The following is a 22,191-nucleotide window of genomic DNA, read 5'->3' on the forward strand; positions in this document are numbered from 1 at the left end:
AATGAATTGCTAAAATTGAAAATGTCAATTTGTTATGATATATATCCATAACATATACGGCTGTTGTCTTCGTTTACATATGTTATAATTCATAACAGAGTGAAGGATTGAGGTGAATAGGTATGGTCCGAATTCAGGGACTGCAATTTGAAGTCATTGAAAATGTTAAAAATGGCTGGGATGAAGAAGCCTTTAAGGAACGATATAGTGAAGTGTTAAATAAATATGACTATATAGTAGGCGATTGGGGCTATAATCAACTTAGACTTAGGGGTTTTTTTGAAGACCGAAATAAAAAGTCTACGTATGATACGAAAATAAGTACGTTACCCGATTACTTGTATGAATATTGTAATTTTGGTTGTGCCTATTTCGTCATTAAACGAATAAAGGAAAAAAATAAATCGAAAAAAAACAATGATCTTGTGAATAGTTAAAAGCACTGGCTCTTTTAAATAGAGACACAGTGCTGGAACATTATTCATCATGTGTTGGGTGTGCACCAGGATATTTACGCGGATTATCTTCATGTAACGACTTATTTTCATAATTAAACGCACTATAAGGACGTTGTCCTTTTTCATAAGGTGTCGTTTTATTTGAAACGGGCTCGTCATTATTAATAGGTGATCCATATGGCTTCAGGGGTTTGTTCTGGCACAAGAAAGTTTTTCATTGCTTCAACGTTGGCAAAGTCAGAATAGATTTGTTTGGTTTGCTTTTCTCTATCCATCGAGAAACACCTCCTTAAGGTTAGCGTACCCGCAGGAGGTGTTTTTCAACAAAATAAATGAAAGAGAAAGATACTTATACAATTTCAAAGAGGAAGGATGTTAACTCAGTAGCTTCTTCATTAGATAAGTTAAAAGCTTCCTCAATGTAATGAGGTTCTTCAAGGTCATCTTGACCAAGAATTGCAAAACGGTTTGATTGTATATCTAGAACAAGCTGTTTGCCGTAATACCGGCTCGATTCAATGATCGCTAAATCAAAACGGTTCGATTCACCCATAAAGCTAACAAAACGTGTACGAGTTTCTTCTGTTTCATCATAAAGAAAAAAACGTTCAGACATAATTAAGCCTCCAAATCTTATTCAGTTCATAATTTCATTGTTCATTTTACATTAGCTCAAAGTAAATCACTTTGCAATTGGCAATACAGAAGATTAAAAAGGAGACGAGAAGATGTATTTTGTAGATCGAAATCAAATAGATAAAGCACTAACGTATATGGAAAGATCGATTGCACATTTAGAAAAACTAAATACTAATAACCCAACCTTTACTGATCAGCTTGCACTTGAACGAATTGCGATGATAGTAATTGAATCGATTATCGATGTTGGAAATAGTATGATTGATGGTTTTATTATGCGTGATCCTGGAAGTTACGAAGATATAATTGATATATTGGAAGATGAAAAAGTGATTGAAAAAGAACAGGCAGATGAACTAAAAGCAGTACTAGAAAAAAGGAAAGAACTCGTTCAGAAATTTCAAGACATTGATCATTTGTCACTTCGTAATGTATTAAATCAGCATAAAGAGGCGTTGCGTGGCTTTCCAATTGAGGTGAGACGTTACTTAGAACAAGAACTGGTCCAGTATCAGCGTTTATCCCACAGCACGATCAATAGTTGAAGAATCCCTTTTATGTTACAATAACTAACAACAAAAGGGGGATGGTGAACACTTTGTACAAAGAAGCAACCCCCCTTCAATTAATTACGTCGATCAACGAGGGAAATTTACTTTATTGAAATGCTGTTCGCCGTCAATTTAAAGAGGTACAAAAAAATATCTTGTATATAAAGTAAAAGAACAGTAAATATGACTGGAGAGATAATAACGATGACAAAAGCTTACAAAGGTTATTTAATTGACTTAGATGGTACAATGTATCGCGGGACAGAGAAAATTCCAGAAGCGATTGAGTTTGTGAAAAAGTTAAAAGAACAAGGAATACCTTACTTGTTTGTTACGAATAATTCAACAAAGCACCCTAGTGATGTTGCTAACCATTTACGTGAGTTAGATGTGCCGGCTGATGAAGAGCATGTTTTTACGACAAGTATGGCTACGGCAACGTATATTAGTCAATTAAAGCAAAATGCAAAAGTATGTATGGTTGGTGAAGAGGGGCTTAAACTTGCATTACTTGAAGAAGGCCATGAGTTAGTAGATGAAGGAGCAGATATTGTTGTCATGGGTCTAGATCGTCAGATTACATATGAAAAACTGGCAAAAGCAGCGTTAAACATTCGTGCAGGTGCAACGTTTATTGCCACTAATGGAGATGTTGCCTTACCAACTGAAAGAGGACTTGTTCCCGGAGCGGGCTCACTTATTTCAGTGTTGTCTGTTAGTACCGGAGTAACACCAACCTTTATAGGAAAGCCTGAAGCAGTTATTGTAGAACAAGCATTAGAAGTAATGGGGTTAACGAACGAGGAGACTGTAATGGTTGGCGATAACTACCACACCGATATATTAGCAGGTATTCGTACGGGGATGGATACCTTACTTGTTTATACAGGGGTTTCAACAAAAGAACAAGTTGCAAGCTATGATGAAAAACCAACATTTGAAATAGATTCTTTATCTGACTGGGAAGTTATAAAATAAAATGAAAGAAAACCGCGTACCCTTTGTTAAGGAGCGCGGTTTAGTTTTTCAATGTTAGCGATCAATATGTAATTTGTTATATCCTTTATTCTGTGTTAGCAGCACTATGAGCTAGCCGGCTTGACGCAGCGGCAGCTATGGCACCAACAATGTCATCTAAAAAAGTATGGCATTTCCCGGAACTCTTATCATTTAATTGTTCTAATATTCCGGGTTTTTGCTTATCAATATAACCATAGTTCGTGAATCCTATTGAACCATATACATTTACAATTGATAAAGCGATAATCTCATCAACTCCATATAACCTTCGTCACGATCAATGATATCTTGAAGTGGTTCCTCGAGCTTCTTTTGTTCAGCCAAAATGTCAAGCTGAATACCAGTTAGGATGGCATTTTGTACTTCGCGCTTTCGTAAAACACGATCGACATTTTCTAGACAATCTTCCATTTTAAGATCGGGATGGTACTTTACTTGTAAATAGTAGACAAGCTCTGCAATATCTTCAAGTGTTACTCCTCTTTCTTCTAATAACTCCCTTGCCTTTTTCTCAACAACATCCATGTGCCTATTAGTCATACGTACACCTCTATCCTAAAATATATTTACCACTCACTACTATTGTGACAGAAGTAATATTCGTAGTCTACTGTACTTATACACAAATTATTCAAGCTAGGCATAAACTAAAAAAAGGAATGCCTAGAGGAGTGGTGTTAATGTTTGAACGCACGATTTATGATGCTTTTGGTCTTTATTGTGAAGGGCGCTTTTTATTAGAAGGGTATGACGGGTTTTATTCAAATAATCATGCGTACTTATTGCTTCCGAAAGATGAATGTCTTATAAGTGAATCTGAAATGCTAAGTTTTACGAATTATTTGCGATCAATTGGGGATCTGTCTGTCCTAGAACCGTTACTGACAAAAAATAATAATAGGATTGCATTAGTAGACGGACAGGAAGTTTACGTTGCCCCTTTACCGAATGAACAATCAGCTTCGCAAATTCGTATTAATTCCGAAGAAGAACGTGGAATGCATTTATCCCAATTGCATTCTTACGGTAAACGGGTTCCATATCAGAAGAAATACGACTTTTTTGGTCAATGGCCTAAGATATGGGAACAACGGTTAGAACAGCTGGAAAGCTGGTATCAACAAGTATTATTTGAAGGACCACAATCTGATGTGGATCAAGCATTTTTGTTTACGTATCCTTATTTTATGGGGTTAACTGAAAATGCAATACAATATGCAGTTGATGCGACAATTGATGAACTTAGTCGTGATCAAGAAATGCCCACGATCGTTCACCGACATTTTGCAGAACATACCTGGATGATCGTTTCTCAAGATGGTGCTATTGTGAAAAGACCAACAGAGTGGCTATACGATCATCCTTGCCGTGATATTGCCGAGTGGATGAGAGATCAACGTTTGAGAAACGATCAGTTTCCTTGGGAAAAAGCTAGCCAATTATTAAATGGTTATGAACAAGTAGACTTATTATCAACTTATTCACGTCGCTTGCTATATGCCCGCCTATTATTTCCGCGTCATTATTTTGAAGCAATTGAGTTCTACTACTCTGCCCAAGTTAAGGAGGATCGTATACGAAGAGGACAGCAATTTATGAAGCTGCTCATGAATGAAGCGAACAATGAAACGTTTCTTAGAGATTTCTCCACTTATTATTTGCATTCACGAGCAAAATCATTAGTGAATGTACCTACACTCGAATGGTTAAGCTAAAACATTACATTTAAGAACATTGTATTACGAACACTGAAAAAGGAGCTACCTCTTTTCAGTGTTTTTCGAGTTTTTTTAACATTTACTTGATTCAAAAATTTAGATAGAATAAAGAAAGTCCCTTCTCAAACTTTTTATAAAATTATCGAAATTGTCTATTGTAGTTCTAGGAAAAGAGGTCTATAATGTCCTTTATAGATAAACATTTGTTCATTTTAGACATACAATAAGTGTGGGAGAAGGAGTGTAGAGAAATGGCAGCAGAAGTACGTGTTGGTTTAATTGGATTAGGTACAGTAGGATCAGGTGTCGTTTCGATTATTCAAAGGCACCAAGAAGAACTTCGTCACCAAGTAGGGTGTCCTGTAACTGTTAAAAAAGTGGCTGTACGTAATCTAAATAAACAAAGACCCATCCACATCAATTCAAACATCTTGACCGATCAAATTGAAGATGTCATATATGATCCTGAAATTGATGTTATTATTGAGGTAATGGGTGGCGTCGATACGACTAAAGAGCATGTGCTTAAGGCACTGCAAAATGGCAAGCATATCGTAACAGCTAATAAAGATTTAATGGCTGTTCATGGTGCCGGGTTGTTAAAAGAAGCGGCTGCCAACGGTTGTGATTTATATTATGAGGCAAGTGTTGCTGGTGGAGTTCCGATCATTCGTGGTTTAAGCGATGGTTTGTCAGCAGATCGTATTAAGAAAATTATGGGGATCGTTAATGGGACGACAAATTACATTTTGACGAAGATGACTCAAAATGGAAGCTCATACGATGAAGTGTTAAAGAAAGCACAAGAGCTAGGGTTTGCTGAAAGTGATCCTACAGCTGATGTTGAAGGGCTTGATGCTGCTCGCAAAATGGCGATATTGGCTACGCTCGGTTTTTCAATGGATGTAAGCCTAACTGATGTAAGTGTTAAAGGAATTTCCTCTGTGACAAAAGAAGATCTAGATTACTGTGATCAACTTGGATATACTATGAAGTTAATAGGTTTAGCACAACGTGATGACGGTAGAGTCGAAGTGAGTGTTGAACCGACATTATTGCCGAAGGAACATCCTTTATCTTCTGTTCATAATGAATATAATGCAGTTTATGTGTATGGCGAGGCTGTAGGTGAGACGATGTTTTATGGTCCAGGTGCGGGGTCGTTACCTACTGCAACAGCGGTCGTATCTGACTTAGTTTCCGTTATGAAAAATATGCGGTTAGGTGTTTGTGGAAATGGAATTCAAAAGCCTTTGCATGAACGTACATTAAAGGAAGATAAAGAAATTGATTCAAAATATTTCTTGCGTTTGCGTGTACTAGACAAAGCAGGTACGTTCCAAGCGGTTACAAGTTTATTCGCTAATCTTGAAGTAAGCTTCGAGAAATTGCTTCAATTGCCAATTGAAGGAAAAGAAGTAGCAGAAGTTATTGTTATTACACATCATACTAATAAAGAAAACTATTTGAAACTATATCAAAAATTAACTGAGCTTGATGTCATTGAATCGATTGAAAGCAGCTATCGTGTTGAGGGAGGAAAATAAAGAATGAGTCGTTGGAGAGGATTACTTCAAGAGTATAAAGAATTTTTACCTGTAAATGAACAAACGCCATTATTAACGCTGCAAGAAGGGAATACGCCGCTAGTACCACTAATTCATCTGTCGAAAGAGTGGGGCGTTGACGTTCATGTGAAATATGAAGGAGCGAATCCAACTGGTTCGTTTAAAGATCGTGGAATGGTGATGGCAGTTGCAAAAGCAAAGGAAGCAGGAAGCGAAGCGATTATTTGTGCATCAACAGGTAATACATCGGCTGCCGCTGCCGCTTATGGTGCCCGTGCTGGTTTAAGATGTATTGTCGTTATTCCTGAAGGGAAAATTGCATTGGGTAAGCTTGCTCAAGCTGTTATGTATGGAGCAGAAGTACTTGAGATCCAAGGGAACTTTGACAATGCTCTTGATATCGTTCGTGAAATTAGCAAAACAGAACCAATCACACTCGTAAACTCTGTTAATCCATACCGAATTGAAGGCCAAAAAACAGCCGCTTTCGAAGTGTGTGAAGCGTTAGGAAAAGCTCCTGATGTATTAGCAATCCCGGTTGGTAATGCTGGAAATATTACAGCATATTGGAAAGGGTTTAAAGAATACAATGAGCAAAAAGGTACAGGCTTACCCGAAATGCGTGGATTTGAAGCTGAAGGAGCAGCAGCAATCGTTCGTAATGAAGTAATTAATGATCCTGAAACAGTCGCAACAGCAATTCGAATCGGAAACCCTGCAAGTTGGAAGCAAGCAGTTGCCGCATCTGAGGAATCAAACGGTAAGATTGACTTTGTAACGGATGAAGAAATTCTTGAAGCTTATCAATTGTTAGCGAAACGTGAAGGTGTTTTTGCTGAACCAGCGTCATGTGCTTCAATTGCAGGTTTAATGAAACAAATTAAATCCGGTGAAATTAAAAAAGGCTCAAGTGTTGTTTGCGTATTAACTGGAAATGGATTAAAAGATCCGAATACAGCGATTGATACAGTATCCGTTAAGCCAACCGTTTTACCAAACGACCGTGAGGCATTCCTTAACCACCTAAAGGGTGGTGTATCATCATGAGCCAAGAGCCTTTTATGATAAAGGTTCCAGGGAGCTCAGCCAATTTAGGACCAGGTTTTGATTCAATTGGACTAGCAGTTAATCGGTATTTAACATTAGAAGTACAACCTTCGGATGCATGGGTTTTTACATCGTCGTCTCCTGGACTTGAAGATGTCCCAAGTGGTGAAGATAACTTAATTTGTGAGGTTGCACTACACGTAGCAAACGAACTAGGTTATCAATTACCACCATGTAATGTGAAAATGAAGAGTGAAATACCACTTGCTCGTGGGCTTGGAAGCAGTGCGGCAGCAATTGTGGCGGGAATTGAACTTGCTAATCAGTTAGTAGGAGAACCTTTAACGGCTAAGGAAAAGATACGTTATGCTGCTTTATGGGAAGGACATCCTGATAATGTTGCTGCATCTGTCTATGGAGGACTTGTGATTGGTACCCATACCGAGGAAGATACAGATATTGTAAATGGTGGAATTCCTGAAATTGATCTTGTTTTGCTAGTTCCATCAGAGGAGCTTAAAACGAAAAAGGCTAGAGGCGTATTACCAGAAGAGTTTTCTTACAAGGATGCAGTCCGGGCAAGTAGTGTTGCGAATGTATTAGTGGCAGCTCTCCTACAAGGGAATTTTGAATTAGTTGGAAAAATGATGTCAGAGGATTTATTTCATCACCCTTATCGTCTCGCTCTTGTTCCTCATATGAAAGAAGTATTAGAAACGGTTACTGAAAGGACAATTGCTTATGGTGCTGCGTTAAGTGGTGCTGGCCCAACTATGCTTTGTTTAGCACCATTTCAACGTGGTGAAGAATTAAAAAAAGAGCTGCAACAATTATTTCCTACACTTGAAATTCAAGTGATGCAACCAGCTATTAAAGGTGTTGAAGTGAAACGGGAAATGATCCATCTAAATGAATAACGAATAATACATGCGGGTATTCTTTAACCAAGGAGGGTACCTGCATGTTATCTATTGATGAGCTAGAAGAAGGACAACAAGTGTATGTCATTTATGAAAATCCGCACACTCCTTCCGTATCAACAATACAGGAAGCAATGATTGCAAGAGATCCAGATGATCCGGAAAGGTTAACATTACTATTTCGCGATTTTTATCATCCAATAGAAGAAGATGACGCGATTTTTGCGACGTATGAATCGGCAGAATTACTTTATAATCAGTTATCTATGTAAAAAAGGAGCCAAATGATCACTCATTAGGCTCCTTTTACTCATATTAACAAGCATTAGAAAACTTGTTCGATTTCTTTAACTCCTGGTACTTCTTCAAGGAGAGCACGTTCGATACCGGCCTTTAACGTAATAGTTGAACTTGGGCAAGAGCCGCAAGCACCAAGAAGACGTACTTTTACGATCCCATCTTCTACATCTACTAGCTCGACATCCCCACCGTCACGAAGTAAGAACGGACGAAGCTTATCTAATACTTCTCTTACTTGTTCAATCATTTCAGTACTTGTTGCCATGGTCAACAACTCCTTTCTATATTTATTATAATAGGGAAACAAAAAAAATCCATGTATTCGCTTTGGATTTTAAGGTGAATCCTTGGAAATAGTTATTCATGGAAGTATAACAGGAACATATGAACAAGAATAACAAAGATTCCATTCATGTTTCAAGGATGAAAAGCTAAGGTGGAAAGGATAACGTTGCAGGAGGCATTTTGATGCCTGAATATTAAGGAAGAGCATCGGCTTGTCTCAGTAGACACTTTACAGTACGCAGCTTTTTTTGTAAAGCCTAAAAACAAACGTAACGATTACACTCGATGCTCCTCAGATAATATGCTCATCCCTTTTCCTAATAGTAAGAAATTAAGAATAGGGGCTCGCTATTTCTTAACTTCCGGAATGGTATTTGTACATCCAGAGAACGCCACTTTTTAGTACACGAGGCACTCGTCCAAGAAGCGTTCGCTCTCCCATTAAGCCAAAGCCATGTTTTTTTCCTAATGAACCTAAAACACCTTTAAGCTTGATTTTCGGAAGTTGCTCTGGTAAAGGTTCACCATTCCATTGTTTTTTTAGAATAGTGACGATTTGTTCGGCTTGGCCCTCTGCAAGCTGTGCACTAGGGGCATGAGGTAAACTAGCACAATCACCAACAACAAAAACGTCATCGTCATTTGGAAGAAAGTGTTGCGGTGTTAGTTTAATTCTTCCCTGTTTATCTTTTTCGACATCTAAATTACGAACTACTTCGACAGGCTGAACTCCTGCGGTCCAAATGATCGCATCGCTCATTATTTTTTCATCATGGTTATACAAGCCGTCTTCCTCAACTTTAGTAATATTAGATTTGTTAATGACTTCGACACCATGCTCAATAAACCAATCTTGTACATACGTACTTAATTTACGAGGGAACATAGAAAGAATAATTTCACCACGGTCAAAGAGCATAATGGTCAAATCAGGTCTGCTCTCACGAAGTTCACTTGCTAATTCAACACCACTTAAGCCTGCACCAACAATTGAAACAATTCCATTTGGTTTTACGTTATTAAGTGTTTCATATGTTTTTCGTGTTGCATCCATAGACTGGATACTGTGAGTGTATTGCTGTGCACCTGGTACATTATGGTATTTGTCCTCACAGCCTAGTCCGATAATCAGTTTATCGTAGTCAAGAATGGTACCGTCTTCCAAGTGTACTTGTTTGCCTTCTAGTTGAATTTCTGAAACAGTGCCATATTGAATAGAAAGGCGATGATCCTCCGGAAAAGTGACACGGAGGTCATGATCAGCGGCAGTTCCTGCAGCAAGAGCATAGTATTCAGTTTTTAAACAGTGATAAGGTAGTCGATCGACCAAGATAACTTTGATATCGTCCCTTAAATCAGGCAATAACCGCTGGATAATACGCATTCCACCGTATCCACCACCAAGAATGAGTAATTTTTGCATGGAAAATGTCTCCTTTGAGAAGAAAAGATAGAGAATTGCAAACGATTGCAAGTAAACATAATATATATGACAGTTTGATTATATCAAGTTGAGATAAAATAACAACAAATTGATTAATTTTTTAATAATTGCGTACATTGTGAAAAATAATCGGAATTGACTTCTTACTACAGCGAGAGTAGCATAAATGTTGTAGATTAAATGAGGTGAAAATATGCGTCCTATTATTGAATTTTGTTTAAGTAACTTAGCAAGTGGTTCACAGAAAGCGATGGAAATGTTAGAGAAGGACCCTAACTTAGATATTATTGAGTACGGCTGCTTAAATCATTGTGGCCAATGTGCCTTAGCACCGTTTGCTCTCGTTAATGGTGAATATATTTCTGCTGAGACAAATGATGAGCTTGTTGATCAAATATATGAATATTTAGAAGAAAATCCGATGTTTTAAATAAACCGATAAGGGAGGTTTTTTATGGAGATGATCCCATTCACTCATACTTGGCCTTATGAAATGATGATGGGTGACGTTTATTTTGATTCTTGCCCATATTGTCATCAAGAACAAGTGAGGACAAATATGAAAAAAATAGATTTCAAACGTGCACAAGAAGGAATTAAGACAAGGTTGATCATGCCTTGTTGTCATGAGGTCATGACAATTATAGAGGTAGATGATGACTATTTTTGGACAGACAAGCCGTTAAGAAAGGGGTAGTACAATTGCAATTCACAAAAATGCATGGACTTGGGAACAGTTATGTTATATAGATGTTTTTAAACATCCGTTAAAGGAAGAAGATTTACCACAACTTGCGATCGAAGTAGCTGATAAAAATAAGGGGATTGGCTCTGATGGTCTAATTTTAGTCGCACCATCTGAAGAAGCACCGGTAAAAATGAGAATTTTCAACAATGATGGTTCGGAAGCAAAAAATTGTGGGAATGGTCTAAGATGTGTGGCGAAATTCGCCTTCGAACATGGTTATGTTGAAGAAGAAACGTTTCTAATTGAAACATTGGCAGGGCTAGTAGAAGCAAAAGTTCATGTTGATGGTAAAAGGGTAACAAATGTAACAGTTAATATGGGTAGACCAATTTTAGAAAGAAAGTTAATTCCAATGATGGGGGAAGCTGCTGATCAAGTAGTAGCTGAACCTTTTGCGATTGGTGAGGATACAGTAACGTTAACGGCAGTTTCAATGGGGAATCCCCATGCAGTTATGTTTGTTGACGATATAAAGCAAGCACCTGTTACAACAATTGGCCCTTTAATGGAAAAGGATGAACGTTTTCCCGATTGGGTGAATGTGGAATTTGTTGAGGTGGTCTCTCCTAATGAAATTCATTTCCGTGTATGGGAAAGAGGATCTGGTATTACGCAAGCTTGCGGAACAGGGGCGTGTGCAGCAGTTGTTGCATCTGTGTTAAATGGGTATAGTCAAAAAGGTAAGGAAGTTATCGTTCATTTATTAGGCGGTGACTTACGTATTATTTGGGATGAAAATGGGGATGTGCTTATGACAGGCGGTGCCGAAGTGATTTGCGAAGGAATTTTTGAGCGTAAATAATTGATGAGGGTTGTTCCACTTGGAACAACCCTTTAGTATTAGTATTTTTTAATAATATTATAGAATGTATCACGTTCAACAGGCGTTTTTCCGGCACTTTTAATAAGGTGGATAAGCTCCTCACGAGTAATGCCTTGTGAAGTTAAAGCACCAACGGAATGGGAAATACGTTCTTCAATTAATGTACCATGAATATCACTTGACCCAAATGTTAACGCCATTTGTGTTAATTGAACACCAATGTTAATCCAATAAGCTTTAATATGGTCAAAGTTATCAAGCATTAGACGACTAATAGCCAATGTTCTCATATCGTCATACGCACTGGTACGACGCTTTAATCCGGCTTTTACACTGCGTGGCTGCATGGCTAGTGGAATAAATACCATAAAACCATTTGTTCGATCTTGTAGCTGACGGACACGATCCATATGGATTAACCGTTCTTCTTTAGATTCTATTGAACCATAGAGCATTGTTGCGTGTGTACGTAAGCCTAGATTATGTGCAATTTCATGTGCTTCAAGCCATTGATCTGTTGAGGCTTTTTCTGGACTCATCTTTGCCCGATACCGTTCTGTTAATATTTCAGCTCCACCACCCGGAAGCGTATCTAGTCCAGCTTTAATAAGCTCTTCCAACACTTCTTTCATAGATAAACCAGAGAGTCTAGAGAAAAATTCAATTTCTGCTCCTGTATAAGCCTTCACAGTCACGTTAGGGTAATGTTTCTTTAACGTACGAATGGTATCTAAATAGTAATCAAACGGGACTTCATTGTTATGTCCACCGACGATATGAAACTCACGAATGTTATCATTCCATCTTTTCTCAACATATTCTAATAATGCTGCTTCATCCATCGTATATGCGCCTTCTTGGCCAGGCTTACGCTTGAATCCACAAAATCCGCAATTAGCTTCACAGACATTAGTCGGGTTAATGTACATATTTTCAATAAAATATACGTTATGCCCGTTTTTTTCTAGGTTTACTTTGTTGGCTAGCTGTGCAATACCAAGCAAGTCAGGTGATTCAAATAAGTATAAGCCATCCTCAATGCTAAGCCGTTGTTTATTTTCTAGTTTCTCAGCAATTGCTTCTAATTTCGTATCTGTTAACATGATACTCATAAAAATGTTTCCTCCATTTCGAATAAAAAAATCAATCAATACGTAGTCATAAATGAGTGTGCTTCATAAAATAAAAGTGAATAAATTTATGAAGAAAAAGAGGGGAGAACCCTCTCAATATCGAAATATTTACTATTCATTTTTTCTATTATACTATTACTTTGAATTGATTAAAAGGAAGACATCTAATTACAAACTTTAACATATGTTCAACAAAAATTGGAACAGATGTGGAATTTATTGCGTTCTAGTTGTTAGTTTTGTAAACTATAGGTAACTACTGAACAAGTAAATGGGGAGAGGTGATAGGGATGCGTAATGTTATAAACCACGATGCTTATTTTAAAAAATAGAAGATTTACGCTTTAAAATGATTGATGCAGCAAAAATATATGGAATGAACCACCCTATTGTCTTGCAGTACAGTCAAAAGTTAGATCACACACATAATGAATTAATGATGATTACACATTCTGCTTCTCATGATCACCATCCAGTAGATTGTTGAGATAAAAAGTCGACTTCCTTGAGGTGCAAGGAGTAATTATTGTATAATAAAAGTCTAATTGGAGGAGGGATGTTATGATTACAATAACGGAATCCGCCGTGAGTCAAATCTTAACTATGAAGGAAGCTGAGGGAGACGATAGCCTGATGCTCCGTTTCGGTGTGAAAGGTGGAGGCTGTAGCGGTCTTTCTTATGGTATGGGATTTGACAATCAAAAGACGGAAGATGATGAATTGCATAGAATTAATGGGTTAGACGTGTTAATTGATAAGGATAGTGTTCCGATTGTTAAAGACGTAACAATTGATTATAAGCAAAATATGATGGGTGGCGGCTTTACGATTGACAACCCGAATGCGATTGCAAATTGTGGATGTGGTTCTCTTTTAGAACGGCGACAAATGCTGGAAAACCTGAAGAGTGTTAAAAAAACGTCTTTTTTAGATGAAATGTAGAATAATAAAATTGACAAAAATAAAGGTGTCCTTGACGGTCAGGTTTGACAGTCAGGGACACCTCTTTTAGCTGTTAAAATAAACTCGTACTATGACCAGGGAATACTTTAGCACTTGGGTCAATATAGGCTTTTGCATTGTTGATGGCTGTTGGAGCTTCGCCGAAACCAGTTGCGATTAATTTTACCTTTCCTTCATATGAGCATACATCACCAGCCGCATATACACCCGGAAGATTTGTTTCCATCTTTGTATTAACTTTGATGGAGTTTCGCTCGATATCAAGTCCCCATTTTTTATGGGACCGAGGGATGATACAAAACCAAAGTTTACGATGACGGAATCAACATCAATTGTATGTGTTTTACTTCCTTTTATTTCTGCTAACTTTACTTGGTTAATGGCTGTTTCATCACCAATTAAGTCTTGAATTTGAAATGGCGTTAATATGTTAACATTGGATTTCTTTAAAAGTTCTAAACTGTGTTCATGAGCACGGAATTTGTCACGGCGGTGGATAAGCGTTACTTCTTTTGCAATTGGTTCAAGCATTAATGACCAATCAACTGCAGAATCCCCCCCACCACATACGAGTACACGCTGTCCAGCAAATGCTTCAAGATCTTTAATAAAGTAATGTAAGTTCTTACCTTCGTAATGACTTGCACCTTCTACCTCTAATCTCCTTGGTTGAAAAGCACCAGCACCAGCAGTGATTATGACTGCCTTTGTAAAATGAGTATCCTTATCCGTTTGGATAATATATGAATCATCTTCCTGCTTAATTAATTCTTGTACAGACTCTTCAAGAACAAACGTCGGATTGAATTGATTTGCTTGTTCCATGAGACGGTCTACAAGCTCTTGTGCACGTACTTTTGGAAATCCAGCTACATCATATATGTATTTCTCTGGATAAAGAGCGGCTAACTGCCCTCCTAATTGCGGCATACTTTCAATGATTTTCACTTTAGCTTGTCTCATTCCCCCATAAAAGGCAGCAAACAAACCAGTCGGGCCACCGCCGATAATTGTAATATCATACATAGTTGAATCTGACATTATTTTAGGCACCTCCAAGTATTCATATCAATTATTATATGCATAAATAAAAAGAAAAAGAAAGAATACGGAATGATTCTATAATGAATATTCTTAAGTAAGTTCGCTCACATTAAAAATAAGAATAATTTAATAGTAAATGGTATTTACTGAAATGATCAAAAAATAGTTGAAATATGTCTAGAAAACGAATATTATAGAACTGTGTTTAGTGAATTCTTTGCGAGATTATCTAACAATATCTTTCTTTGTTTATGTTCGTGAAAATATTCACAATAAGTTCGTAGCAATTATTTTTTTTTGAAAATCTATAAAGAAAACGGAAGTGATTTTGTTGAAAAAGCCAAATATTGTACTTTTAGGTGCTGGATATGGCGGAATGATTACAGCAGCACGCTTATCAAAGAAAGTCGGTCATGATGCAAATATTACACTAGTTAATAAGCATGACTATCACTATCAAACAACGTGGTTACATGAGCCAGCAGCAGGTACACTATCTGCAGATCGTACTCGTATGCCTATTGACAGTGTTCTTGATTTAAACAAAATTAATTTTGTGAAAGACGAAGTTGTAGAGATTAAACGTGAAGAAAAGAAGGTTATCCTTAAGCAGGGTGAGCTTGAATATGACTACTTAGTCATTGGATTAGGCTCAGAAGCAGAGACGTTTGGTGTACCTGGTGTACATGAGTATGCCTTTAGCAAATGGACAGTAAATGGTGTTCGCGAAGTGAAGGAGCATATTGAGTACCAATTTGCGAAATATAACAACTTACCTGAAAAGAAGGATGAGCTATTAACATTTATCGTAGCTGGTGCTGGTTTTACGGGTATTGAATTTATTGGTGAACTTTCAGAACGAGTACCAGAGCTTTGTCAGACATATGATATCCCTAGAGAAAAGGTGAAAATGTATGTGATTGAAGCTGCCCCTACTGCACTGCCTGGTTTTGACCCTGAGCTTGTCGAATATGGATGAACTTGCTTGAGAGCCGTGGTGTTGAGTTTAAAATCAACTGCCCAATTAAAGAGGTAACGGAATCAGGTGTTATTTTGGCAAGTGGTGATGAAATTAAAGCTGAGACAATCGTTTGGGCTACAGGTGTTAGAGGAAGCTCTATCATCGAAAAATCTGGTTTTGAAGCAATGCGTGGACGTATTAAGGTAGAACCAGATCTACGTGCTCCTGGTCATGAGGATATTTTTGTCATTGGTGACTGTGCTTTGATTATTAACGAAGAAATCAATCGCCCGTACCCTCCAACGGCACAAATTGCTATGCAAATGGCGGAAATATGTGCGAACAATTTACGAGCATTATTAGATGGGGGTTCACTACAAACGTTCACTCCACAAATCAAAGGAACGGTTGCTTCATTAGGTGGCAAAGAAGCGATTGGTGTCGTCGGAACGAAGAAATTATTCGGTTCAACAGCTAACTTTATGAAGAAGATGATTGACAATCGTTATTTATTCTTATTAGGTGGTCCTGGACTAGTTCTTAAACGCGGAAAGAGCCCGATGTAATTAATTGATTTTAGAATGGCGTAAAAGGCTTCCCTTTTACGCCATTCTAAGTTTGTTCATGATTTAGTCAATTGACGAAGGATTCTTTCATTGCGTAAAATGTAAGGGACGTGGGGGTGCGTTTGATGAATATACCACAATTAATTATTTCAATTGTACTGTTTCTCGTATTATTTTTCGGTATAGGCTTTTTATTAAATATGGTTTTACGATCAACATGGATTATGGCTTTTATATATCCTCTTGTTATTATATGGATTGTAAATGATGCTAAATTAATCGATTATGTCACACAGCCTTCTGTTGCCTTTTCTTCAATTGGCGAGCATTTATTTGCATTACAGCTGGTAGATATGATTATTTTATTTAGTGGTTTTGCTGGGGCTATTATTTCAGGTATAGTCATTAAAATGCTACGGGTTCGTGGCTATCAAATGTTTTAGTGTAGAAAGTATGGCGAAGGGGGCTTTGCTGTACTTTTTTATTTAGAAAGAACATGGTGTCTTAATTATGAGGGCAAAATGTCAAGAATACCATCGAGAAAGACTTCGACGCATGATGCGTCTTTTTTTTTGCTGTTTTGCGTATAAATCATTTCACTTCTGGGGAGGATGATTTCATGAGAGGAGTGAATTTGATTGATACGTTTAAAAACGTTGAGTCGAGGTTTTCTTATAAGTGTGTTATTTATGACAGCTTTATTGACGACGTTTGAAACCTTCTCAAATGTAAGTGCGGCTGAGCTGCATCAATGGATTTACGAAAAATTGAAATTTTCTCAAGAAGAAGAGTTACATACAGCAAGAAATACGAGCGAAAAGCAGTCGTTCTTGTCATTTAGAGATCTGCCTTTTTACTCAACGAGCGAGAAGGCGATGTCTCAGGAGGTTGTTGAATCAGAACCAGTTACGTTGGAGGAAGCGATAGATTGGACGCAATACCCTTCCAATCATGTTGTTGCAACTGGCTATACAGCTGGTTATGAATCGACAGGTAAGAATCCAGATCATCCTAGCTATGGTATTACGTATTCAGGTGTGCGTGTAAAGCGTGATTTGTACTCAACCATTGCTGCAGATACAAGTATTTATCCAATTGGATCGGTATTATTTATTCCTGGCTATGGATACGGTGTAGTCGCAGATACTGGTTCAGCAATTAAAGGAAATAAGATTGATCTTTATTATGAAACGGTTCAGGATGTTTATGATCAATGGGGTAAGAAAGAAGTTGAGGTTTACTTAGTAAAGGAAGGAAGCGGACAGCTTTCTGAAGAAGAGTTAATTGAAATGAATGAGGAAGAAGCAGTGCAAGTCTTTCGCAATCAAATGGAGTTCTAGAGGAACAAAGAGTGAGGCAGGATTATCCTGCCTCACTCTTTGTTTAGTACGGCCTTAGTGAACGATAGCGTGTAGAATAAGAGTAAGAAAAACCCCTAATAGTGCACCGAAAAAGACCTCGATTGGTTGGTGGCCAAGCAATTCTTTTAATTCTTTCCTTTTCTCATTCTCTTGTTTTTTTGGCCAAGTTTTAACCTCTGCCACAAGCTTATTAAAATCAGTTACGAGCTGATTTATAACTGTTGCGTGATAACCTGCATGTCTTCTAACCCCTGTAGCATCAAACATGACAATAATACCGAAAATTGCGGCTATCGCAAAAACGGATGAATCAAGTCCAAACTCCAGGGCGATCGCTGTCGATAAAGATGTAACAGCAGCCGAATGCGAGCTAGGCATTCCACCAGTACTTGTTAATAAAGACCATTCAATTTTTCTTGTTGCAATAAAGTTTAGAGGAACTTTTACAAACTGAGCAAAACCTATTGCAAAAAGAGAAGCCCACAAAGGGAAATTTTGGAAAATGTCCATAAGTGCTTATACGTCCTTTCGAGTCTAAAACGATTCATATTGTTTAATGTATGTTAATTTGTTGTTTTTTACTAGTGAATTAAAGTTGTTAAATGATTCTTTAAAAGTAAAGTATATCATATTGTTTTGTACTTGTCTTTTATTAGTAAGTTAGAAAATGGCTTTAAGATAATTGAATATGTGTAGAGAAATGGCATAAAAGGTAAATCCAAAAATTTCAAGGTGAATGTGGAGGATTCGAGATTATTTAGATGCTGAGATGAGGATCTTTTTAGCTCAGTTGTTTGACTTTACCTCAGACTTAATTTTGCAAGGTTATCCGATGTGAAGCCGTTATTTCACGTTTGAGCACATAGGCGGGATTCTGTATCATTATATATAGCGTTGCTTTAAGCGTTTACGGTTATAACTGTAACGTTTGAAGAGAGGGGGAGAAGATTTCTTGGAATTTCTTAAGAAGCTCGATCAAGGGCTTGTGAAAGCTGAGGAATGGATTTTAAGTTATTCAATTATTTTAATTGTCATTATGATTGTCGGAAATACAATTAGTCGAGAAGTATTTGGCTCAAGTTGGTCCTTCTATATGGAAGTAAGTCGTTTTGCTGTAACAGTTGCTACATTTATGGGGATTAGTTACGCTGCAAGGAAAGGTCGACATATTAGTATGACTGCTTTCTATGATTTAGCTCCATTTCCAATCCGTAAGACGTTAGCAATATTGATACCTTTTGTTACTGCAATTGTGCTGTTTACTTTAGCTTTTTTTGGTTATCAATATTTCATGACCATGGTTGATTCTGGTCAGGTGACGACTGCTTTACGAGTACCTGTATATTTCTTTGCTGTAATTGTACCAATTGGATTATTTTTTGGTGGTATACAATATTTAAGGAACATGTGGGTAAATATACGTGAAAAGGATGTTTACTTAGCAGAAGATCGTAAAGATTATTCATAATATTCCGAATATAATTAGACTGTGAGGAACGAATAGATGATAGCGATGATGTTATTAGTAATGATCGTGTTACTATTATTGGGATTTCCGATGATGATTCCAATGATTGCTGCTTCGATCATTGTGATCGTTTTCTTTATGCCGACAGATCCATCTTTTTTAGTTCAACAAATGATGACCGGGATTTCGGCATACGAGCTTTTGGCAGTTCCATTGTTTATATTAGCTGCTGACATTATGTCAGAAGGGAAAACATCAAAGAGATTGTTAGATTTTGTAGGTGCGTTTGTTGGTCATATACGCGGCGGTTATGCGATTACTACTGCTATTACTTGTGCATTATTCGGCTCTATTTCAGGGTCGACACAAGCAACCGTTGTAGCTGTAGGACGTCCGATGAGACAAAGACTATTGAAGGCTGGCTATAAGGATTCGAGTGCAATTGCTTTAATCATTAATGCTAGTGATGTAGCTCTTTTAATTCCACCGAGTATTGGACTAATTATATATGCATTAGCTGCACCAAATGTTTCATTAGGGGATTTATTTATCGCAGGTATTGGACCAGGATTATTAGTGCTACTAATGTTTGTTATTTATAGTTATATTCATGCAAAGATTTTTAACATCCCTCTCGATGAGAAGATTCCTTGGAAGAAAAGAGGGAAGGTTACTGTCAAAGCATTACTTCCTTTAGGATTTCCAGTCATTATTATCGGTGGTATTTATGGTGGTTTTTTTACTGCGACAGAAGCGGCTGGAATTTCAGTAATATATGCACTCATTTTAGAATTATTAATTTTTAGAACGATAAAACTTTCAATGATACCTAAACTAGCTTTATCTACGGGATTAGTTACATCTGCCGTTTTTATACTTGTTGCAGCAGGTCAAGCACTTTCTTGGATACTTGTGATGGAAAGAGTACCACAATTGTTAACAGGAGCTGTTTTAGGTGATAGCCCGTCAGCGTTATACGTGTTATTTATTGTAGCAATTTTCTTCTTTATTGGTTGTATGTTTGTCGATCCAATTGTCGTTATATTAATATTAACGCCAATCTTCTATCCAGCAGCAATAGCAGCAGGTGTGGATCCAATTCACTTAGGAATTGTTATCGTCTTCCAAGCGGCATTAGGTTCTGCTACACCGCCATTTGGTGTAGATATATTTACCGCCAGTGCGGTCTTTAATAAGTCATATTTAAATGTTATAAGGGGAACACCACCGTATATCATCATGTTACTTGTTGCAGCGGTGTTAATTATATTATTTGAAGAAATATCACTATTTTTGTTATAGATATTTCTTGAAAATAAAACTAATTTATAGGGGGAATTAGATGTTTTTTAAGAAAAAAGGGTTCAAGGCTGTTGCTGTCGCAGGTGCATTATCGCTAGTTTTAGCTGCTTGTGGTGGAGAGACAGAAGAGGGTACAGATCCTATTGAGGCTGACACAGAAGGTGAACAGTCTGATAGTGATGTAGCTATTGATGAAACGTATAATTGGAGATTTGTCACTGAGGAGAATGAAGGACAAGTTCAATATGAATATGCAGCCGAGTTTGCTGAACTTATCAATGAGAAATCTAATGGACAAATCACGATAGATGTATTTGAATTTGGTGGATTAGGTAATGAAGTGGACCAGGTTCAGCAACTACAACAAGGGGCAGTTGAATTTGCCATCGTTTCTCCTGGTTTTACAGGTGGAATGGTTGAAGAAGGACAATTATTTGCCTTGCAATTTCTATTCCCAGATGACCTTGAAACAACACAAGAAATTTTAAATACGAGTGAAGCATTAAATGTCCACTTAGCTAATCTATATGAGGCTCAAAATATAAAGCCACTTGCATACTTTACAGAAGGTGCTATGCAATGGACAGGTAGCCGTGAGTTACGCACTCCGGATGACTTTAATGGTTTCCAAATCCGTACGCAAGAGTCGCCATTAATTATGGATTCTTACCGAGCATATGGTGCTGATCCTACTCCACTAAGTTGGGGAGACTTATATCAAGGTTTAGATACTGGAGTCGTTGATGGGCAAGAAAATCCAATTTTCTTTATTGCGGATGCGTCATTCCATGAGGTTCAAAGTCATTTAACAGTTTCAAATCATAACAATTATGTCGCAATGACAGCAGTAAATCCAACTTTCTATGATGGATTACCTGATGAAGTTCGTTCACTAGTAGATGAAACAGTAGAAGAAATGCAGCCTCGTGCGTTCGAATTACAAGATGAAATGAATGAAAGCTATTTAGATCGAATCACAGATGATACAGACAATCCAACGGAAATTATTACACTAACGGAAGAAGAGCGAGAAGCATTCCGCGAGCTTGCGATTCCGGTTCGTGAGGAGTTCCGCGATAGTCTTAGTGAAGAAGGCGTTCAAATTCTAGATCTTTTAGAAGAAGAGATTGCAGCTCACGAATAATCAATATAAGTTAGTTGAAGAACGTCCTTTAAATTGGGGCGTTCTTATTTCTTTGGTTCGTTCGTTGAATACCACGCTATTCTTTAAAGGAACTACCTGAGACATTGACCCTCTTTGATATAAAAAAACATACAAATATATAAACAAATAAACTTCCAACTACAAGAAAGTATATTTTAGCAGTAGAAGTATGGATGAACATTGTGAAATATAGAATAAAAAATTGTATATATAATATAAGCAAGACAAATTTTAAGAAAGAATCATTCATCTGAGATTTAGAAATAGGATAAAGTAATGCACTTTGTTTAATTTCATATTGTAAAGGAATTACTTGTAATCCAGTCACAAATAAAATGAGGAGATTAAAAATCCAACCACTTGTTGGTATAGCATAATTAATAAATATGCCAATTACAGTTAGTCTTAGATAAAGATAAAAGTAATCATTATACCTTACAAACATGTGTGAGTATAAATATAAGAATGTGTATCTTTGGCTGTATGGTATACATCTTTTCAGAATCATTGTAAGCAAACTTCTATTCCGAGAAGAACGTTTAAGATTAGGGACATCCATGAAAATATTAATAAATTTAAAGTTTCTTAATAAGGCAATTTCTTCTTCAATTATTAGCCACTGCCAATTCAGATTTCTTTTTTTCCAATAATATAAATTAAATAAACGAAATTTACACTCATTAAAACAAACACAAAAATCCAGTCAT

The 22,191-nt window shown here is 37.1% G+C and carries 21 protein-coding genes and 7 pseudogenes; 19 read left to right on the forward strand and 9 right to left on the reverse strand.

The genetic code is table 11. The annotated features are described in order from the left end of the window. Positions 1 to 122 precede the first annotated feature (122 nt). Entirely contained in the window at positions 123 to 437 is a 315-nt protein-coding gene (locus JCM19034_RS03905; protein WP_062047483.1) for a YutD family protein, read from the forward strand. A 40-nt stretch (positions 438 to 477) separates the two neighbouring features. Here the strand turns inward: JCM19034_RS03905 and JCM19034_RS03910 are convergent. Both JCM19034_RS03910 and JCM19034_RS03915 read right to left on the reverse strand, forming a co-directional pair. Further along, positions 478 to 733 (reverse strand): annotated as a pseudogene (locus JCM19034_RS03910) (cytosolic protein). 74 nt (positions 734 to 807) lie between these two features. Further along, on the reverse strand, positions 808 to 1,074 hold the full coding sequence (locus tag JCM19034_RS03915) for a DUF3055 domain-containing protein (protein ID WP_062047486.1): 267 nt from the start codon (positions 1,072 to 1,074) through the stop codon (positions 808 to 810). A gap of 112 nt (positions 1,075 to 1,186) precedes the next feature. Here JCM19034_RS03915 and JCM19034_RS03920 point away from each other — a divergent pair. Next, a pseudogene (locus JCM19034_RS03920) lies at positions 1,187 to 1,638 on the forward strand (DUF86 domain-containing protein). Between the two features lie 214 nt (positions 1,639 to 1,852). Beyond that, positions 1,853 to 2,626 carry a TIGR01457 family HAD-type hydrolase gene (locus JCM19034_RS03925; RefSeq protein ID WP_062047489.1) on the forward strand — a complete coding sequence of 258 codons (774 nt, stop codon included), beginning with the start codon at positions 1,853 to 1,855 and terminating at the stop codon, positions 2,624 to 2,626. Positions 2,627 to 2,711: 85 nt separating this feature from the next. On the opposite strand, the pseudogene JCM19034_RS03930 reads toward JCM19034_RS03925, so the two are convergent. Further along, a pseudogene (locus JCM19034_RS03930) lies at positions 2,712 to 3,208 on the reverse strand (phosphatidylglycerophosphatase A). Positions 3,209 to 3,348: 140 nt separating this feature from the next. Here JCM19034_RS03930 and yutH point away from each other — a divergent pair. The 5 genes from yutH to JCM19034_RS03955 all read left to right on the forward strand — a co-directional run bounded on the left by yutH (position 3,349) and on the right by JCM19034_RS03955 (position 8,193). Further along, positions 3,349 to 4,383, forward strand: coding sequence for a spore coat putative kinase YutH (gene yutH / locus JCM19034_RS03935; RefSeq protein WP_082393722.1), 1,035 nt, complete (start codon positions 3,349 to 3,351; stop codon positions 4,381 to 4,383). Positions 4,384 to 4,637: 254 nt separating this feature from the next. After that, complete coding sequence (locus JCM19034_RS03940; RefSeq protein WP_062047491.1) at positions 4,638 to 5,933, forward strand: homoserine dehydrogenase; 1,296 nt, start codon at positions 4,638 to 4,640, stop codon at positions 5,931 to 5,933. A 3-nt stretch (positions 5,934 to 5,936) separates the two neighbouring features. Then, a complete protein-coding gene (thrC, locus tag JCM19034_RS03945) occupies positions 5,937 to 7,001 on the forward strand; it encodes a threonine synthase (protein ID WP_062047493.1) in 1,065 nt (354 codons plus the stop codon). Further along, entirely contained in the window at positions 6,998 to 7,918 is a 921-nt protein-coding gene (thrB, locus tag JCM19034_RS03950) for a homoserine kinase (RefSeq protein WP_062047495.1), read from the forward strand. The genes thrC and thrB overlap by 4 nt, the downstream gene beginning before the upstream one ends. A gap of 44 nt (positions 7,919 to 7,962) precedes the next feature. Continuing rightward, the gene (locus tag JCM19034_RS03955) at positions 7,963 to 8,193 is read left to right on the forward strand and encodes a transcriptional regulator SplA domain-containing protein (RefSeq protein ID WP_062047497.1); all 231 of its coding nucleotides are present in this window, start codon (positions 7,963 to 7,965) and stop codon (positions 8,191 to 8,193) included. Between the two features lie 53 nt (positions 8,194 to 8,246). On the opposite strand, the gene JCM19034_RS03960 is transcribed toward JCM19034_RS03955, so the two are convergent. Both JCM19034_RS03960 and JCM19034_RS03965 read right to left on the reverse strand, forming a co-directional pair. Beyond that, a complete protein-coding gene (locus tag JCM19034_RS03960) occupies positions 8,247 to 8,486 on the reverse strand; it encodes a NifU family protein (protein ID WP_062047499.1) in 240 nt (79 codons plus the stop codon). Between the two features lie 375 nt (positions 8,487 to 8,861). Next, the gene (locus tag JCM19034_RS03965; protein ID WP_062047501.1) at positions 8,862 to 9,929 is read right to left on the reverse strand and encodes an NAD(P)/FAD-dependent oxidoreductase; all 1,068 of its coding nucleotides are present in this window, start codon (positions 9,927 to 9,929) and stop codon (positions 8,862 to 8,864) included. A 214-nt stretch (positions 9,930 to 10,143) separates the two neighbouring features. On the opposite strand from JCM19034_RS03965, the gene JCM19034_RS03970 reads away from it, so the two are divergent. The 3 genes and pseudogenes from JCM19034_RS03970 to dapF all read left to right on the forward strand — a co-directional run bounded on the left by JCM19034_RS03970 (position 10,144) and on the right by dapF (position 11,500). Then, positions 10,144 to 10,380 (forward strand): YuzB family protein, encoded by a 237-nt coding sequence (locus tag JCM19034_RS03970; protein WP_062047503.1) that lies wholly within the window; start codon positions 10,144 to 10,146, stop codon positions 10,378 to 10,380. A 24-nt stretch (positions 10,381 to 10,404) separates the two neighbouring features. Further along, positions 10,405 to 10,647, forward strand: a complete 243-nt coding sequence (locus JCM19034_RS03975) for a hypothetical protein (protein ID WP_062047505.1) — start codon at positions 10,405 to 10,407, stop codon at positions 10,645 to 10,647. Between the two features lie 20 nt (positions 10,648 to 10,667). Then, a pseudogene (gene dapF / locus JCM19034_RS03980) lies at positions 10,668 to 11,500 on the forward strand (diaminopimelate epimerase). Between the two features lie 38 nt (positions 11,501 to 11,538). Here dapF and mqnE read toward each other — a convergent pair. After that, complete coding sequence (gene mqnE, locus JCM19034_RS03985; protein WP_062047508.1) at positions 11,539 to 12,633, reverse strand: aminofutalosine synthase MqnE; 1,095 nt, start codon at positions 12,631 to 12,633, stop codon at positions 11,539 to 11,541. Between the two features lie 349 nt (positions 12,634 to 12,982). Here mqnE and JCM19034_RS20825 point away from each other — a divergent pair, with 349 nt between their 5' ends. Together JCM19034_RS20825 and JCM19034_RS03990 are read left to right on the forward strand one after the other, a co-directional pair. Further along, positions 12,983 to 13,141 (forward strand): Spo0E family sporulation regulatory protein-aspartic acid phosphatase, encoded by a 159-nt coding sequence (locus tag JCM19034_RS20825; RefSeq protein ID WP_370621824.1) that lies wholly within the window; start codon positions 12,983 to 12,985, stop codon positions 13,139 to 13,141. Positions 13,142 to 13,215: 74 nt separating this feature from the next. Continuing rightward, a pseudogene (locus JCM19034_RS03990) lies at positions 13,216 to 13,568 on the forward strand (HesB/IscA family protein). 101 nt (positions 13,569 to 13,669) lie between these two features. On the opposite strand, the pseudogene JCM19034_RS03995 reads toward JCM19034_RS03990, so the two are convergent. Continuing rightward, positions 13,670 to 14,658: pseudogene (locus JCM19034_RS03995) on the reverse strand (NAD(P)/FAD-dependent oxidoreductase). Between the two features lie 334 nt (positions 14,659 to 14,992). Here JCM19034_RS03995 and JCM19034_RS04000 point away from each other — a divergent pair. The 3 genes and pseudogenes from JCM19034_RS04000 (at position 14,993) to JCM19034_RS04010 (ending at position 17,528) form a co-directional block, all read left to right on the forward strand. Further along, a pseudogene (locus JCM19034_RS04000) lies at positions 14,993 to 16,188 on the forward strand (NAD(P)/FAD-dependent oxidoreductase). A 125-nt stretch (positions 16,189 to 16,313) separates the two neighbouring features. Further along, positions 16,314 to 16,631 carry a YuiB family protein gene (locus JCM19034_RS04005; protein WP_062047510.1) on the forward strand — a complete coding sequence of 106 codons (318 nt, stop codon included), beginning with the start codon at positions 16,314 to 16,316 and terminating at the stop codon, positions 16,629 to 16,631. 195 nt (positions 16,632 to 16,826) lie between these two features. Continuing rightward, on the forward strand, positions 16,827 to 17,528 hold the full coding sequence (locus JCM19034_RS04010; protein WP_062047512.1) for a 3D domain-containing protein: 702 nt from the start codon (positions 16,827 to 16,829) through the stop codon (positions 17,526 to 17,528). 54 nt (positions 17,529 to 17,582) lie between these two features. Here the strand turns inward: JCM19034_RS04010 and JCM19034_RS04015 are convergent, their stop codons facing one another. After that, positions 17,583 to 18,059, reverse strand: a complete 477-nt coding sequence (locus tag JCM19034_RS04015) for a divergent PAP2 family protein (RefSeq protein ID WP_062047514.1) — start codon at positions 18,057 to 18,059, stop codon at positions 17,583 to 17,585. 442 nt (positions 18,060 to 18,501) lie between these two features. Between JCM19034_RS04015 and JCM19034_RS04020 the strand changes: the two genes are divergently transcribed. The 3 genes from JCM19034_RS04020 to JCM19034_RS04030 are packed head-to-tail and all read left to right on the forward strand — an operon-like array spanning position 18,502 to position 21,463. Then, positions 18,502 to 19,017, forward strand: coding sequence for a TRAP transporter small permease (locus JCM19034_RS04020; RefSeq protein WP_062047516.1), 516 nt, complete (start codon positions 18,502 to 18,504; stop codon positions 19,015 to 19,017). 36 nt (positions 19,018 to 19,053) lie between these two features. Continuing rightward, a complete protein-coding gene (locus JCM19034_RS04025) occupies positions 19,054 to 20,319 on the forward strand; it encodes a TRAP transporter large permease (RefSeq protein ID WP_062047518.1) in 1,266 nt (421 codons plus the stop codon). A gap of 40 nt (positions 20,320 to 20,359) precedes the next feature. Then, entirely contained in the window at positions 20,360 to 21,463 is a 1,104-nt protein-coding gene (locus JCM19034_RS04030) for a DctP family TRAP transporter solute-binding subunit (RefSeq protein WP_062047520.1), read from the forward strand. Between the two features lie 76 nt (positions 21,464 to 21,539). Here JCM19034_RS04030 and JCM19034_RS24600 read toward each other — a convergent pair whose 3' ends face one another. Then, positions 21,540 to 22,187, reverse strand: a complete 648-nt coding sequence (locus tag JCM19034_RS24600; protein ID WP_082393724.1) for an ABC transporter permease — start codon at positions 22,185 to 22,187, stop codon at positions 21,540 to 21,542. Between the last annotated feature and the right edge of the window lie 4 nt (positions 22,188 to 22,191).

Origin of the sequence: Bacillus sp. JCM 19034, from assembly GCF_001310635.1 — a bacterium.
GTDB lineage: Bacteria > Bacillota > Bacilli > Bacillales > Bacillaceae_D > Halalkalibacter.